This window comes from Microbacterium sp. KR10-403, from assembly GCF_040196215.1.
GTDB lineage: Bacteria > Actinomycetota > Actinomycetes > Actinomycetales > Microbacteriaceae > Microbacterium.
Window position 1 is genome coordinate 411,651 of record NZ_JBEGDC010000004.1, and the last position, 14,458, is coordinate 426,108.

Sequence of the window (14,458 nt, forward strand, 5' to 3'; positions counted from 1 at the left end):
AGCGGTCGTCAGGCGGCCGCCGACTCGTCTTCCGCTGCGACGTCGACGTAGCGGTCGATGAGCGCGACGAACGCGTCGAGGTACGCGCCCAGGAACGCCGCGGTGCCCTCGTTCGAGACCTCGCCGTTGTCGCCGAACAGGCCCGGCGTGGCCTGGATGTAGCCCTCGGGCTGGCCGAGCGTGGGCGCGTTGTAGTGGCTGAGGATCGCCTTGAGGTGCTGCTGCGCCGTGGCGGTCGAGATCGCGCCGCCCGACGTGCCGATGACCGCGGTCGGCTTGCCGTCGAACGAGCCCTGGCCGTACGGACGCGCGGCCCAGTCGAGGGCGTTCTTCAGCACACCCGGGATCGAGCGGCTGTACTCGGGGGTCACGATGATGACCCCGTCGACGTCGGCGATGGCCTGCTTGAAGTCGCGAGCGACCTGCGGGTAGTCGGCGTCGTGGTCGGGCGAGTAGAACGGCAGGTCCTTGATGGCGATCTCGACGAGCTCGACGCCGGCGGGGGCGAGGGCGGCGAGCGCCTTCGCGAGCTTGCGGTTGAGCGAGGTCGACGAGATGCTGCCGACGATGTAGCCGATCGTGTACTGGGGCACGGTTGCGCGTCCTTCTGTTCTGGGGAGACGGGCACCCCGGGTCGGGTGCCCCGCAGACAGTCAATCCGATGTTCCTGTGATGTATTCCCGCGAATGGTCATGCGGAGTCATACGGCGATCTCCGCCCGCCGGGGGAGGCGCCGGGGCCGCATCCCTCCTACGGTGGAGGGATGCGCGTCGATCCCCGCCTGCAGCGACAGGACCTCGCCCTCGCCGCCGCGATCGGCGTGGGCGCGATCATCAGTGCCGCCCTCGGCGCCGTCGCCGGCCTGTACGGCGACAAGCAGGCGCCGATGTGGGCGGCCGTGGTCTACGCGATCGTGCTCGCCGGCGCCATCGCGGTGCGGCGCCGCTGGCCGGGTACCGTCGCCGTCGTCACCGCCGCCGCCTACTTCGCGGCCGTCACCTGGCACGTGCCCGAGCTGTACGCCGGCAACATCGCGATGTTCATCGGCTTCTACACGGTCGGCGCGGTCTCGCCCGATCGCCGCCGCGCCCTGTGGGTGCGCGCGGGCATCACGATCGGCATGTTCGTCTGGCTGCTGACGGTCACGTTCGTCGAGGCGACGCATCCCGCCGACGACTCGCTGTCGCGCGCAGGCGCCTTCTCGCCGTTCGTCGCGTATGCGCTGCTGAACATCCTGGTCAACGCGCTGTACTTCGGCGGCGCCTACTTCTTCGGCGAGCGCACGTATGCCGCCTCCCTCCAGCGCCGCGCCCTCCAGGAGCGCACCGCCGAGCTCGAGCACGAGCGCGAGCGCACGGCCGCGCAGGCGGTCGCCCTCGAGCGGGTGCGCATCGCCCGCGAGCTGCACGACGTCGTGGCCCACCACGTCTCACTGATGGGCGTGCAGGCCGGCGCCGCCCGCGCCGTGATGGACAAGGACCGGGATGCCGCGGCCCGCACCCTCGGCCAGGTCGAGGCCTCGGCCCGCGATGCACTTTACGAGCTGCGTCAGCTGCTGGAGACCCTCCGCTCGGACGGCGACGCCGACGCGCCCAGCACGGTGGGGCTTGCGGGGCTGGCCGATCTCGTCGCCGAGTCCGCCTCGGCGGGGCTGCCGGCGACGCTCACCGTGATCGGCGAGCCGCACCCCGTGCCCGACACCGTGCAGGTCTCGCTCTACCGGATCGCGCAGGAGGCCCTGACCAACGCGCGCCGGCACGCGGGGCGGGATGCCGCGGCCGACGTGCGCCTGCGCTACGACGACGCGGGCATCGAGCTGGAGGTCACGAACACCGGCCGCCCCGTCGCCCGCATGGGCCGGGGCCTCGGCCTGGTGGGCATGCGCGAGCGGGCGCTCGCGGTCGGCGGCACGATCGAGGCGCGGCCGCGCGAGCACGGCGGGTTCCTGGTGCGGGCGACGGTGCCGCAGGCCGCGGTCGCACTGGCGACGACGGGGGATGCCGATGCCTGAGTCCGGGCCTGAGCTGGTGCCCGCGTCGCTGACCGGGGCGGCGCGCCCGCCACTGCGCGTGCTGCTCGTCGACGATCACGCGATGATGCGGGCCGGGTTCCGGCTGATCCTCGAGGCGGCGGACGGCATCGAGGTCGCCGGCGAGGCGTCCACCGGGGCCGAGGGAGTGGCCGCGGCTGCGCGGCTTCAGCCCGACGTCATCTGCATGGACGTGCAGATGCCCGACATGGACGGGCTGGAGGCCACCCGCCGCATCGTCGCCGACCCGTCGCTCGATGCCGCTGTGCTGATCGTGACGACCTTCGATCGCGACGACTACCTGTTCGCCGCGCTCACGGCGGGCGCTGCGGGCTTCCTGCTCAAGAACGCCGGGCCCGAAGAGCTCGTGCGCGCGGTGCGCGTGGCCGCTGCGGGCGATGCACTGCTCTCGCCCGAGGTCACGCGCCGGGTGATCGCGCGGTTCGCGGACGGCGGGGCCGCGGCCGCGGCATCCGCCCCCGCCGGCTCCGGGGCCGCGGCATCCATTTCCTCCCCCTCTGTTGGGCAGTCACCTTCTGCAGCCGCCGATGCCCGCGACCCGCAGAAACCGACTGCTGAACATTTCCGGGCACGCGCCACCCCTGTTCGGCAGTCACTATCTGCGACCTCCCCCGCCGAAGACCCGCAGAAAGCGCCTGCTGAACAGGGAGGCGCGGCGGCTGATCCGGCCTCGGCGGCCCCGACGGTCGCGGCGACGCGGGAGTCCGTACCGCCCGTCGACCTCACCGAGCGCGAGGCCGAGGTGCTGCGGCTGATGTCCGACGCGCTGAGCAACGCCGAGATCGCGCGGCGCCTGTACATCGGCGAGGCCACCGTGAAGACCCACGTCTCGAACGTGCTGGCCAAGCTCGGCGCGCGCGACCGCGTGCAGGCCGTCGTGCTGGCGTACCGGCGCGGCCTGGCCTGAGCGGGCTCCTCCCCCGCGCGGCGGAGACGCCGATACCCGTCGCAGGGGGGATGCCGCGGCACCCACTCCTCCGTAGCGTGGAAGCACACCGAACGAGGAGGACGGATGCTCGAACTGCGCGGCATCACCAAGAGCTACGGCGGCCGCCGGGTGCTCGACGACGTCGGGTTCGACGTCGCACCGAAGCGGCTGACCGGATTCGTCGGCGGCAACGGCGCCGGCAAGACGACGACCATGCGCATCGCGCTCGGCGTGCTCGCCGCCGACGGCGGCGAGGTGCAGCTCGACGGCGCACCGATCTCGGACGGCGACCGACGCCGATTCGGGTACATGCCCGAAGAGCGCGGCCTGTATCCGAAGATGAAGGTCGCCGAGCAGATCGCCTACCTCGCGCGTCTGCACGGCTATTCGAAGGCTGACGCCGACCGCAACGCGACGGCACTGCTCGAGCGGCTCGGGCTCGGCGAGCGCCTGAACGACAAGGTCGAGACGCTGTCGCTGGGCAACCAGCAGCGCGCGCAGATCGCCGCGGCGCTCGTGCACGATCCCGAGGTGCTGATCCTCGACGAGCCGTTCTCGGGCCTCGACCCGCTGGCCGTCGACGTGGTCGCCGGGGTCCTGCAGGAGCGCGCCGCGCAGGGCGTGGCGGTGCTGTTCAGCTCGCACCAGCTCGACGTCGTCGAGCGTCTGTGCGACGACCTCGTCATCATCGCGGCGGGCACGATCCGCGCGGCGGGATCCTCCGACGCGCTGCGTGCCGCCCACGCCGGGCACCGCTACGAGCTGCACACCTCGGGCGACGCCGGCTGGCTGCGCGACGAACCGGGCGTTGAGGTCGTCGACTTCGCCGCGGGCTCGGCCGTCTTCGACGTCGATGACGACGAGACGGCCCAGCGCGTGCTGCGCCGCGCGGTCGAAGGCTCGCGCGTGCAGAGCTTCGCACCGCGGCATCCCACCCTCGCCCAGATCTTCAAGGAGGTCATCCAGTGAGCACTCCCACGGCGCCGACGACGGCGCAGAGCATCTGGCTCGTGGCCGAGCGAGAGATCTGCTCGAAGCTGCGCAGCAAGGCGTTCGTCATCTCGACGCTGATCATGTTCGCGTTCGCTCTCGCGGGCGTCATCTGGGGAGGCTTCTCAGCCGCGAACCCCTCGCAGACCCCGGTCGCCGTGACGAGCCAATCGGCGTCGATCGTCGCCGACATCCCGAACCTGAAGGTGACGACCGCCGACTCGGTCGACGCCGCGACCGCTCTCGTGAAGAGCGGCGACGTGGATGCCGCGATCGTGCCCGATGCCGACAGCCCGGTGCAGGTGAAGATCGTGGCGAAGGACTCCGTCCCGCAGGACCTGGTCGCGGTACTGAGCGTGTCGCCGCCCGTGCAGCTGCTGAACGCGAGCCCCGAGGACGCGCTGCTGCGCTACCTGGTCGCGATCGGCTTCGGCATCGTCTTCCTCATCTCCGCGTCGATGTTCGGATCGACGATCGCCCAGTCGGTGGTCGAAGAGAAGCAGACGCGCGTGGTCGAGATCCTCATCTCGGCGATCCCGGTGCGGGCGCTGATGGCGGGCAAGGTGATCGGCAACACGATCCTCGCGATGGGGCAGATCATCGTGCTGGTCGCCATCGCGATCATCGGCCTGTCGGTGAGCGGACAGAACGCGGTGCTGGCGGGCCTGGGCGGGCCGATGGTGTGGTTCGCCGTGTTCTTCCTGTTCGGGTTCATCCTGCTGGCGGCGCTGTTCGCGGGGGCCGCGGCCATGGTCTCGCGGCAGGAGGACATCGGCTCGACCACGATGCCGCTGACGATGCTGATCCTCGCGCCGTACATCCTGGTGATCCTGTTCAACGACAACCCGATCGTGCTCACGGTCATGTCGTACGTGCCGTTCTCGGCGCCGGTGGCGATGCCGCTGCGGCTGTACCTGGGCGCCGCGCAGTGGTGGGAGCCGCTCGTGTCGCTCGCGCTGCTGATCGTCACGTGCGTGGCCGCGGTGCTGGTGGGGTCGAAGATCTACCGCAACTCGCTGCTGCGCATGGGCGCGCGCGTGAAGCTGGGCGAGGCGCTGAAGGCGTAGTCGGGGGCGGATGCCGCGGGCCGGGGCCGGCGCCGATACCGGGGACTTCCGCCGAAACCGAGGGCGACGTCCCGGGGGTCAGCGGCAATCCCCGGTTTCGGCGCAGCGGCACACCCCGCATACGACGCTCACCAGTTGATAAGCGAGAGTTATCAACCGGTGAGCGCACCGGGAGCCCCATGCCACCGCGGAAATCAGCGCCCGAGCGCGACCACCGGCGAATACGCAATGAACTTCCGGTTCACACAGCCTCGCGGCGGTGTGTGAACCGGAAGTTCAACGCTGTTTCAAGCCAACCCGGCGTCGCCGCGCACCAGTCCTGCGGTCAGTCCTCGCGGGCCGCGTGCGGCAGCACCCAGCCACGGTCATCGGGAACGATCACGCGGACGACGTCCATGGGCTCGAAGATCTCGGCCGCGGTGGGGTCGGAGACCGACGCGACGATCGTGCCGGCATCGGTCTCGACGTCGTATTCGACGGTGTCGCCGTGGAACATCACGCTGAGCACACGCCCGAGGTCGTCTCGCACGTCGGCCGCACCCGACTCGGCGGCTGCGTGGTCGACCTTCTCCAGGCGCACCGACTCGGGACGGATCATGAGCAGCACGTCGCTGTCGGCGGTCACGTCGGGGTGGCACGGCACCGTTCTGCGCTGTCCCAGTGCGTGCACCGAGATCGCACCGTCGACGGGCGCGGCGAGCGCACTCGCATCGAGGAAGTTGGCGCGGCCGATGAAATCGGCGACGAACACCGACTCGGGACGCCGGTAGACCTCCTCGGGCGACGCGATCTGCTCGATGCGTCCGCGGCTCATGACGACGACCCGGTCCGACAGGGTCATGGCCTCGTCCTGGTCGTGCGTCACGAAGATGCTCGTGATGCCCAGACGGCGCTGCAGCCGGCGGATCTCGTTGCGCATCTGCACGCGCAGCTTGGCGTCGAGGTTCGACAGCGGCTCGTCGAAGAGCAGCACCTTCGGGCGCATCACGAGAGCCCGGGCCAGTGCGACGCGCTGCTGCTGGCCGCCTGACAGCTGGTGCGGAGCGCGGTCGGCGTACGGTGCGAGATTCATGATCGCGAGAATCGTGTCGACCTCTTCGGCCAGTCGCGCCTGCGGTATCCGCTTCAGCCGCAGTCCGTATGCGACGTTGTCACGCACCGACAGGTGCGGGAACAGGGCGTACGACTGGAACACCATCGACATCGGCCGCTTGTTCGGCGGCACCGTGTTCATGACGGCGCCGTCCAGCTGCACGACGCCCTCGGTGGGCTCCTCGAAGCCGGCGATCATGCGCAGCGTCGACGTCTTGCCGCATCCCGAGGGTCCGAGCAGGGTGACGAACTCCCCCGCGCGGATCTCGAGATCGACGTGGTCGACCGCCGCGGCATCGCCCGCATGGCCGCCGTATCTCTTGGTGAGACCGGCGAGGGTGATGCGCCCGGTGGGTTCGTCGGTGCGGAACTCCTCGAGGTCGTTGAGACCGATGGCCCCGGTGTGCTCAGCGCTGGTGAGTGCGGCCACGGAAGACCACCTTTCTGATGAGGATGTTGATGAGCAGGATGACGACCAGCACGATCGCGATGAGCACCGTGCAGTACGCGAAGGCGTTGCCGAACCGCCCGGAGTCGACCTCTGCGAGGATCTGCGAGGTCATGATCTTGGTGCCCGGAGTGGTGAGGAAGATGATCGGCGACAGCGTCGTCATCGACCGCGCGAACGCGAACGTGACGCCGGTGACCAGCGCCGCCTGGATGAGCGGCAGGGTCACCTTGCCGAAGGTGGTGGCGCCGTTGGCGCCGAGGGAGGTGGATGCCTCTTCGATCGCCGGATGGATCTGCTGCAGCGCCGAGACACCGGCCCGCTGGCCCGAGGGCAGCGATCGGGCGATGTAGACGAGGACGATGGCGATGCTCCCGGCGAATGCGGCCGCGCCGCCGGCGAGCGGGGGCAGCAGCGGGATGCCGAACAGCGTCGTCGGCGTCATGTACGCCAGTGCGTAGCCGATGCCGAGCACCGTGCCAGGGACGGCGAGCCCCAGCATCCCGACGAAGTCCATGAGACCCGCGGTCCGCTTGAGCTTGCGGACCACGAGCCACGCGATGACCATGCCGAGGATGCCGGCGATCGGCGCCGCGATGAGGGCGAGCGTGGTCGTGTCGACCATGGCCTTGGAGCCGAGCCCCGCCAGCACGAACCGGAAGTGGTCGAGGGTGAACGCGTTGTTGACGCCGGGCACCTTGACGAATCCGCCGATGAGCACGGTCGCGTACACGACGACCACGAGGGCCGAGACGATCCCGACGAGCGTGAGGATCGGGATGCGGATGCTGGGGGCCGTGATCAGCTCGCTGCTGCCGGTGGGCTTGCCGGTGACGGTGACGACGTTCTTGCGCGAGACCCAATAGCGCTGCACGAGGAACACGAGCACGGCCGGCAGCAGGATCACGAACGAGTAGGCGGCGCCGGCGGCGGTGTTGTACTCGCCGGTGACGGCCAGGTAGGCGCGGCTCGACAGCACCGTGTAGTCGCCGCCGATCACGAGCGGGTTCGCGAGGTCGGCGATGCCCTCCACGAACAGCAGGAGGAAGGAGCCGGCCAGGCCGGGGATGAGCATCGGCAGCGTGACGGTGAAGAACACCCGCAGCTTGCCCGCGCCCAGACCCGCGGCCGCCTCGTCGAGCGAGGGGTCGAGGCTCTCCAGCATCCCCTTGATGTTCATGTACGCGACCGGATAGAACGACAGCGTCAGCACGATCACGAGCCCCGGCAGACCGTAGATGTCGGCCTGCCAGCCGAAGATGCCCGTGGTGATCGCGCCGTTGCGGCCGAACAGCGTGATCACGGCGGTGGCCACCGCGAACGGCGGCGCGACGATGGGGATCATCGCGAGCAGGTTCAGCAGCCGCTTGCCGCGGAAGCGCAGCCTGACCTGCGCGTACGCGAACACGAAGCCCACGAGCGTGCCGATCGTGCCGACGCACAGGCCCAGCAGCACGGTGTTACCGACGATCCGCAGGTTGGCGGGTTTGGTGAACACCTGCCCGAGCACCGCAAGTCCCTCCGTGGAACCCGCGGTGCCCAGCAGTGTGATGAGCGGATACCCGACGATCAGCAGCAGGACGATGCTGACGATGACGACCAGGATGACGACGCTCGCATCGCTCCTGCGTCGCCGGGCGGTCGGTGCCGGCGCGGGGGCCGACACGGGCAGTGCCGCCCGTTCGACGGTCGTGGTCATGGTGTCTCTCGTCTCTCTGGCGTCGGGTGGGGCCGGTCAGTCCTTGGGCGCGGGCGCCACTTCGGCGTCGAACCGGCCGGTCAGCTCGATGCGTGCGTCGCCCTGCTCCTTGATGTCGGCGTTGATGAGGTTGAGCTCGTCGAGGTCGACCATGTCATCGGTGATCTTCGCGTCGGGGTTGGTCGGCACCGAGTAGGTGCCCACGGTCGGCGCGATGTCCTGCGCGTCGGCGGTCAGGGCCCAGTCGATGAACTTCTTCGCCGCGCTCGGGTGCTGCGCGTTCTTGATGAGCGAGACGGCGCCCACCTCGTAGGTCATGCCCTCCTTCGGGAAGGTCGTCTTCAGGTTGGTGAAGCCCTCGTTGATGAACTTCTGGCAGTCCTGAGCGAAGATGATGCCGGTCGCAATCTCGCCGCGGCCCGCCATCTGCCCGGGGGCCGAGCCGCTCTTCGAGTACTGCAGGATGTTGCTGTGCAGGGAGCGGAAGTAGTCCAGCGCCGCGTCCTGATCACCGTCGTTGAGCTCGACCTCGGTCCACACCGCCTGGTACGCGGTTCCCGAGGTGCCCGGGTGCGCCATCGCCACGTTCGACTTGAACTTCGGGTCGAGAAGGTCCTCCCACGACTGCGGCGCCTCGGCGCCGATGCGGGCGAGCACATCGGTGTTCGAGCAGAAGCTCAGCGCACCGACGTAGATGCCGGTCCAGGTGCCGTCGGCGTCCTTGTACTCGGCGGGGATCTGCGCCGCGTTGGGCGAGGTGTACTTCGCGATGTACCCCTCTTCGTCGGCGGCGATGTGGCCTTCGGCGCCGCCGCCGAACCACACGTCGAACTCGGGTGTGTCGCCGGTCGCGCTGAGCCGCGCGACGGCCTCGCCGCCGGAGAGGCGGACGTAATCGGCGGGGATGCCGGTCTCAGACGTGAACGCGGCGGCCACGGCCTGGCACCAGTCCTCCTGCGGGCTGCAGATGAACGTGAGCTTCTCGCCGTCGGCGTTGGCGCCGGTCGATGAGCAGCCGGCGAGCAGAGCGGCCGAGGCGCCGAGGACGGCGACGCCGGTGAGTGCGGATCGCTTCATGGACAGAACTCCTTTGTTCGCGCGATTTGGGGGCGCGCTTCTTGGTGACCTCTCCACGCTAGGAAGGAGGGCGTGCGGGATCGGTGACAGGTCAGTGACGTTCGGTCACAGTTCTGTGACCGACGACGGCGGGTCAGGCGGCGTCTGCGCGGAGCAGGTACCCGAACCCGCGCACGCTCTCGATCACGCGGCCGCTGTCGGGCACGGCGGCGTCGAGCTTGTGGCGCAGCCGGTAGACGGCCGTCTTGACCATCTCGCGGCCGCCGAGCCGGTCGCCGTCGCCCCACCCGGCGATCAGCAGGCCGCGGAAGTCGATCGTCACGTTGGGCTCCGCCACGAGTGCGGCGAGGACCTTGTACTCGTTGCCGGTCAGCGCGATCCGCTCGGTGCCCAGCTGCGCCTCGATGCCGCTGGCGTCGATCCGCAGCATCCCGAACTCGGTCTGCACCACGCCGGTCGGCTCGTGACGGCGCACGAGCCGCTGCGCGCGCAGCGCGAGCTCACGCGGGTGGAAGGGCTTGACCACGTAGTCTTCGGCGTCGGCCTCGAAGCCGGCGATGCGCTCGGCCGGCTCGCCCTTGGCGGTGACGAGCATCACCGGCACGTCGCTGGTCGCCCGAATGCGCGAGCACAGGGTCAGGCCGCTCATGCCCGGCAGCATCACGTCGAGCACGACGAGGTCCGGACGGGTGCGATGCAGGGCCACCCATGCCGCCTCCGCGCTGCGGAACTCCTCGCAGCGGAAGCCCTGCGTCTCGAGCGCGAACGTCATGATGTCGAGCATCGCGGGCTCGTCGTCGACCACGAAGGCGAGGTGCTCGTCAGCCACGGGGCCTCCGCATCGGCAGCGTGAACAGCATGGTCGTTCCCTTTCCGGTGATCGTGTCGACGAAGATCCTGCCGCCGTGCAGGCGGATGAGCTGCTGCGAGATGAACAGCCCGATGCCGGTGCCGTTGCCGAGCGGACGCCCGCTGGCGAAGCGGCGGAAGAGCCGGTCACGCTGCTCGTCGGTCATGCCCGTGCCGCCGTCGCTGACCGCGATGACGACCTGGTCCTCGCCGCCGGTGACGCGCACCTCGATGCTCGCCGTGCCGGGGTCCGAGCGCGCGGCGTTCATGATGAGGTTGTTCATGACCTGCCGGATCAGCTGCGGATCCACCTCGGCGCGCACCGGCGCGCCCGGCGTATGCAGCACGATCGGCACCCCGGTGACCGGCTGCAGTTCGAGCACGATGCCGCGCATGAGCGCGCGCAGGTCGACGTCCTCGGCCCGCAGCTCGAAGGCGTCGGACTCCAGCCGCGCCTGCATGAGCAGCTGCTCGGCCAGGGTCGACATGCGCGCGGCGTTGTCGAGGATCCGCCCGAGAAAGCGCTCCTGCCGCGGCAGCAGCGGGCCGGGCCCCTGCTCGGCGAGCAGCTCGGCCGACCCCTGGATGATCGCCAGCGGCGTGCGGATCTCGTGGCTGAGCATGGAGACCTGGTCGGAACGACGGGATGCCAGGGCCCGCAGCCGCGCGTTGGACTCAAGGTCCCGCTTGCGCGACGTGAGCATGCGCACGGTGCCCGCGCCGGCGGCGACGACGGCGAGCGCGAGCGCGACGTCGGCGACGAAGACGCGGTCGCCGTGGTGGAGCACGGTCGCCGCCGCGATCAGCAGCAGGGCGAGCGCGTACAGAGCACCGGGGACGGGGCCGAGCGACCTCCATGCCGACACGCGGCGCACCGGCACGAAGGTGGAGGCGAGCGTCACCGGCACCGGCTCGGTGTCGGTCTGCTGAGGGAGTGGTGAGACGGACATGTCACCGTCAACCGTAACCGGCCGCGACCGGGGCTTCGTACGCGCGCCTTCGCCACCCCCCTACCGCGGCTTGTGCCGCGCCCGTGCCAGCGCGTCGGCGGCGCGCACCAGCGCCAGGTGCGAGAACGCCTGCGGGGTGTTGCCCGCCTGCCGGCGGTTCTCGATGTCGTACTCCTCGGAGAGCATCCCGACGTCGTTGACGAGGCCGCACAGCCGGTCCATGAGCGCGTGCGCCTCGTCGAGGCGGTCCGTGGCGGCGTACTGCTCGACCAGCCAGAACGAGCACGCGAGGAAGGGATACTCCTCCCCCGCAAGGCCGTCGACGCCGGTGTTGTTGCGGTACCGGCGCAGCAGGCCGTCCTGCAGCAGGTCGCCCTCGATCTTCGCGACGGTCGCGAGCATGCGCTCGTCGTCGGGCGCGCAGAATCCGACCTGCGGGAGGAGGAGCAGCGAGGCATCCACCTCCGTCGTCCCGTAGTACTGGGTGAAGTGCCCGTCGGTCACGCCGTGCTCGTCGATCTCCGCCTTCACCCGGGAGCGCAGTTCGCGCCACTTCGCGACCGGACCTTCGAGACCGTGCACCTCGACGGCGCGGATCGCCCGGTCGAACGTCGCCCACACCATCACCCGCGAGTGCGTGAACATGTGCGGGTCGCCGCGGATCTCCCACAGTCCGTTGTCGGGCCGGTCGAGCTGGCGCGCGGCCTGGGCCACGAGCTTCTTCTCCAGCGGCCACGAGAACGCCGACTCGTTGAGCCCGGCATCCCGCGCCGCCGCCAGCGTCACGAGCACCTCGCCGATCACGTCGGCCTGGTACTGCAGCGCCGCACCGTTGCCGACCCGCACCGGCGCCGACCCCTCGTAGCCCGGCAGGCTCGGCATCTCGCGCTCGGCGAGATCGCGCTCGCCCGCCAGCCCGTACATGATCTGCAGATCGGCGGGGTCGCCGGCCACGGCGCGCAGCAGCCATTCGCGCCAGTGCGCGGCGACCTTGATGAAGCCGTGGTCGAGCAGCGCCTCGAGGGTCAGCGCGGCATCCCGCAGCCAGACGTACCGGTAGTCCCAGTTGCGGACGCCGCCGAAGTCCTCGGGCAGCGAGGTTGTCACGGCCGCGGCGATGCCGCCGGTGACATGGTTGGTCAGCGCCCGCAGGATCACCAGCGACCGCACGACCTCGTCGCGATGGGGACCCGCGTGCTCGATCTTGTCGGCCCAGTCCTGCCACCACGCGCGCGTGCGCTCGACGGCGTCGTCGACATCGAGCCGTTCGGGCGGCTGGTGGTACGACGGGAACCAGGTCAGGCTCAGGTCGACGCTCTGGCCCTCGGCCACCGCGATCTTGCCGGTGTGGACGTGATCGGATGCCACGGCCCGCGCCCCGCGCAGCACGACGGCGTCGGGCCCGGCCATCGCGACGAGCTCGGGCGTCTCATCGGTGCCGACCTGCCGCACCCACGGCATCGCCCGCGCGTAGTCGAAGCGCAGGCGCAGCGTGTGGTCGAACTCGACGAGGCCCTTGACCCCGACGATGCGGCGGATCACGTCGCCGCGGTCTTCGGCGACGCTGCCGTGCTTGCCGATCGGCATGACGTCGTGCACCTCGGCGATGCCGTTCGCGCTCTCCCACCGCGTCACCAGGATCAACGTGTCGCCATCGTAGTGCCGGGTCGCTGTGGCCTTCGCGTCGACGGGGCGCAGGCTCCAGCATCCATGGTCTTCATCACCCAGCAGCGCGCCGAACACCGAACCCGAGTCGAGCCGGGGCACGCAGAGCCAGTCGATGCTCCCCTCGCGCGAGACCAGCGCGGCGGTGCGGCAGTTGCTCAGCAGGGCATAATCTTCGATCGGAATCGACATCGCCTCGAGTCTGGCACCGTTGCTCCCATTGCGTCAGCACCGCAGCGGATTATCGTGAAGGCCATGCCGAAGACAACGACCTTCCTCATCTTCGGAGCGTCCGGCGACCTCACGTCGCGCCTGCTCCTGCCCGCGCTCGGCCAGCTGCTCCAGCGGGAACCCGATCGCCAGGTGACCCTCCTCGGCGCCGGCAGCGACGACTGGAGCGCGGCGCGGTGGAAGAAGGCCGTGCACGACGCGTTCGCCTCGTCGGATGCCGCCGACCAGGTCTCGCGCATCGGCGCCACGAGCTACACCCGGGCCGACATCACGAAGGCCGCCGACCTGAAGAAGCTGCTCGCCGGCATCGACGGGCCGCTCGTCATGTACTTCGCCGTGCCGCCGGCCGTGACCGTCGCCGCCTGCGAGGCGCTGGCGCAGGTGACGCTGCCCGACGACACGGTGCTCGCGCTCGAGAAGCCGTTCGGTGGCGATGAGGCCGGCGCGCGCGAGCTGAACGAAACGCTGACCACGCTGGTGCCCGAGAACCGGGTGTTCCGGGTGGACCACTTCCTCGGCCGGTCGACGCTGCTGAACATCCTGGGCGTGCGGTTCGCGAACCGGCTCATCGAACCCGTGTGGTCGGCCGACCACGTCGCGTCGGTGCTCGTGCGCTACGACGAGTCGCTCGCGCTCGAGGGGCGCGCCCGGTACTACGACAAGGCCGGGGCGATGATCGACATGCTGCAGAGCCACCTGCTGCAGGTGCTCGCGGTGCTCGCGATGGAAGAGCCCGTCGACCTCGACGAGATCGACCTGCGCGATGCGAAGAGCGCGGCGCTGCGCGCCACGCACATCTGGGACGACAACCCGGTCAAGAACTCGCGGCGCGCGCGGTACACGGCCGGCACGATCGACGACCGCACGCTGCCGTCGTACGTCGACGAAGACGGGGTGGATCCGTCGCGCGAGACCGAGACGCTCGCCGAGATCGTGTGCGAGGTGCGCACCTCGCGCTGGGCGGGAGTACCGTTCACGCTGCGCAGCGGCAAGGCGATGGCCGAGAAGAAGGCCGAGATCGTCGTGACGTTCAAGCCGGTGCGGCACATCCCCGACGGGCTGACCGGCCAACCGGCCGACGGCGGCGTGCTGCGCATCGGTCTGAGCCCCGACCGCATCGAGCTCGAGCTCAACGTCAACGGCGGCGACGACCCGTTCGCGCTGCGTCGCGAGTCGCTGTCGACGAAGATCGGCAAGAGCACGCTGCTGGCCTACACCGAGGTGCTCTCACAGCTGCTCGACGGCGATGTGGCCCTGTCGGTGCGGGGGGATGCCGCGGAGGAGTGCTGGCGCATCATCCAGCCCGTCCGCGACGCCTGGGCGCGCGGCGAGGTGCCGCTCGAGGACTACCCGGCCGGCTCCACCGGGCCCGCGGAGTGGGCCAGCTCGCAGGGGTGATCACCCCTAGGGCG

At 70.2% G+C, this 14,458-nt stretch carries 12 protein-coding genes; 5 read left to right on the forward strand and 7 right to left on the reverse strand.

Annotated elements, in window-relative coordinates; genetic code table 11:
* Positions 1 to 8: 8 nt before the first annotated feature.
* Positions 9 to 593, reverse strand: coding sequence for an NADPH-dependent FMN reductase (locus ABMQ42_RS11205; RefSeq protein ID WP_349723069.1), 585 nt, complete (start codon positions 591 to 593; stop codon positions 9 to 11).
* Between the two features lie 170 nt (positions 594 to 763).
* On the opposite strand from ABMQ42_RS11205, the gene ABMQ42_RS11210 reads away from it, so the two are divergent.
* The 4 genes from ABMQ42_RS11210 (at position 764) to ABMQ42_RS11225 (ending at position 5,035) form a co-directional block, all read left to right on the forward strand.
* The gene (locus tag ABMQ42_RS11210; protein WP_349723070.1) at positions 764 to 2,011 is read left to right on the forward strand and encodes a sensor histidine kinase; all 1,248 of its coding nucleotides are present in this window, start codon (positions 764 to 766) and stop codon (positions 2,009 to 2,011) included.
* A complete protein-coding gene (locus tag ABMQ42_RS11215) occupies positions 2,004 to 2,957 on the forward strand; it encodes a response regulator (RefSeq protein WP_349723071.1) in 954 nt (317 codons plus the stop codon). Before ABMQ42_RS11210 ends, ABMQ42_RS11215 begins: the two co-directional genes overlap by 8 nt.
* 105 nt (positions 2,958 to 3,062) lie before the next feature.
* Positions 3,063 to 3,947, forward strand: a complete 885-nt coding sequence (locus tag ABMQ42_RS11220; RefSeq protein WP_349723072.1) for an ABC transporter ATP-binding protein — start codon at positions 3,063 to 3,065, stop codon at positions 3,945 to 3,947.
* A complete protein-coding gene (locus tag ABMQ42_RS11225) occupies positions 3,944 to 5,035 on the forward strand; it encodes an ABC transporter permease (RefSeq protein ID WP_349723073.1) in 1,092 nt (363 codons plus the stop codon). Before ABMQ42_RS11220 ends, ABMQ42_RS11225 begins: the two co-directional genes overlap by 4 nt.
* A gap of 325 nt (positions 5,036 to 5,360) precedes the next feature.
* Here ABMQ42_RS11225 and ABMQ42_RS11230 read toward each other — a convergent pair whose 3' ends face one another.
* From ABMQ42_RS11230 to ABMQ42_RS11255, 6 genes are all read right to left on the reverse strand, one after another.
* Positions 5,361 to 6,557: an ABC transporter ATP-binding protein gene (locus tag ABMQ42_RS11230; RefSeq protein ID WP_349723074.1), complete on the reverse strand. Its 1,197-nt coding sequence runs from the start codon at positions 6,555 to 6,557 to the stop codon at positions 5,361 to 5,363.
* The gene (locus ABMQ42_RS11235; protein WP_349723075.1) at positions 6,535 to 8,274 is read right to left on the reverse strand and encodes an ABC transporter permease; all 1,740 of its coding nucleotides are present in this window, start codon (positions 8,272 to 8,274) and stop codon (positions 6,535 to 6,537) included. Before ABMQ42_RS11235 ends, ABMQ42_RS11230 begins: the two co-directional genes overlap by 23 nt.
* A gap of 36 nt (positions 8,275 to 8,310) precedes the next feature.
* Positions 8,311 to 9,351 (reverse strand): ABC transporter substrate-binding protein, encoded by a 1,041-nt coding sequence (locus ABMQ42_RS11240; protein ID WP_349723076.1) that lies wholly within the window; start codon positions 9,349 to 9,351, stop codon positions 8,311 to 8,313.
* 133 nt (positions 9,352 to 9,484) lie between these two features.
* Complete coding sequence (locus ABMQ42_RS11245; protein WP_349723077.1) at positions 9,485 to 10,180, reverse strand: response regulator transcription factor; 696 nt, start codon at positions 10,178 to 10,180, stop codon at positions 9,485 to 9,487.
* Entirely contained in the window at positions 10,173 to 11,150 is a 978-nt protein-coding gene (locus ABMQ42_RS11250; RefSeq protein ID WP_349723078.1) for a sensor histidine kinase, read from the reverse strand. Before ABMQ42_RS11250 ends, ABMQ42_RS11245 begins: the two co-directional genes overlap by 8 nt.
* Before the next feature lie 60 nt (positions 11,151 to 11,210).
* Positions 11,211 to 13,007, reverse strand: coding sequence for a glycoside hydrolase family 15 protein (locus ABMQ42_RS11255; protein WP_349723079.1), 1,797 nt, complete (start codon positions 13,005 to 13,007; stop codon positions 11,211 to 11,213).
* A 63-nt stretch (positions 13,008 to 13,070) separates the two neighbouring features.
* On the opposite strand from ABMQ42_RS11255, the gene ABMQ42_RS11260 reads away from it, so the two are divergent.
* The gene (locus ABMQ42_RS11260) at positions 13,071 to 14,444 is read left to right on the forward strand and encodes a glucose-6-phosphate dehydrogenase (RefSeq protein WP_349723080.1); all 1,374 of its coding nucleotides are present in this window, start codon (positions 13,071 to 13,073) and stop codon (positions 14,442 to 14,444) included.
* Positions 14,445 to 14,458 lie beyond the last annotated feature (14 nt).

Coding starts and splice junctions, on each gene's coding strand:
- ABMQ42_RS11210 (WP_349723070.1), top strand. CDS start 764: ATGCGCGTCGATCCCCGCCTGCAGCGACAGGACCTCGCCCTCGCCGCC.
- ABMQ42_RS11215 (WP_349723071.1), top strand. CDS start 2,004: ATGCCTGAGTCCGGGCCTGAGCTGGTGCCCGCGTCGCTGACCGGGGCG.
- ABMQ42_RS11220 (WP_349723072.1), top strand. CDS start 3,063: ATGCTCGAACTGCGCGGCATCACCAAGAGCTACGGCGGCCGCCGGGTG.
- ABMQ42_RS11235 (WP_349723075.1), bottom strand. CDS start 8,274: ATGACCACGACCGTCGAACGGGCGGCACTGCCCGTGTCGGCCCCCGCG.
- ABMQ42_RS11240 (WP_349723076.1), bottom strand. CDS start 9,351: ATGAAGCGATCCGCACTCACCGGCGTCGCCGTCCTCGGCGCCTCGGCC.
- ABMQ42_RS11250 (WP_349723078.1), bottom strand. CDS start 11,150: ATGTCCGTCTCACCACTCCCTCAGCAGACCGACACCGAGCCGGTGCCG.
- ABMQ42_RS11255 (WP_349723079.1), bottom strand. CDS start 13,007: ATGTCGATTCCGATCGAAGATTATGCCCTGCTGAGCAACTGCCGCACC.
- ABMQ42_RS11260 (WP_349723080.1), top strand. CDS start 13,071: ATGCCGAAGACAACGACCTTCCTCATCTTCGGAGCGTCCGGCGACCTC.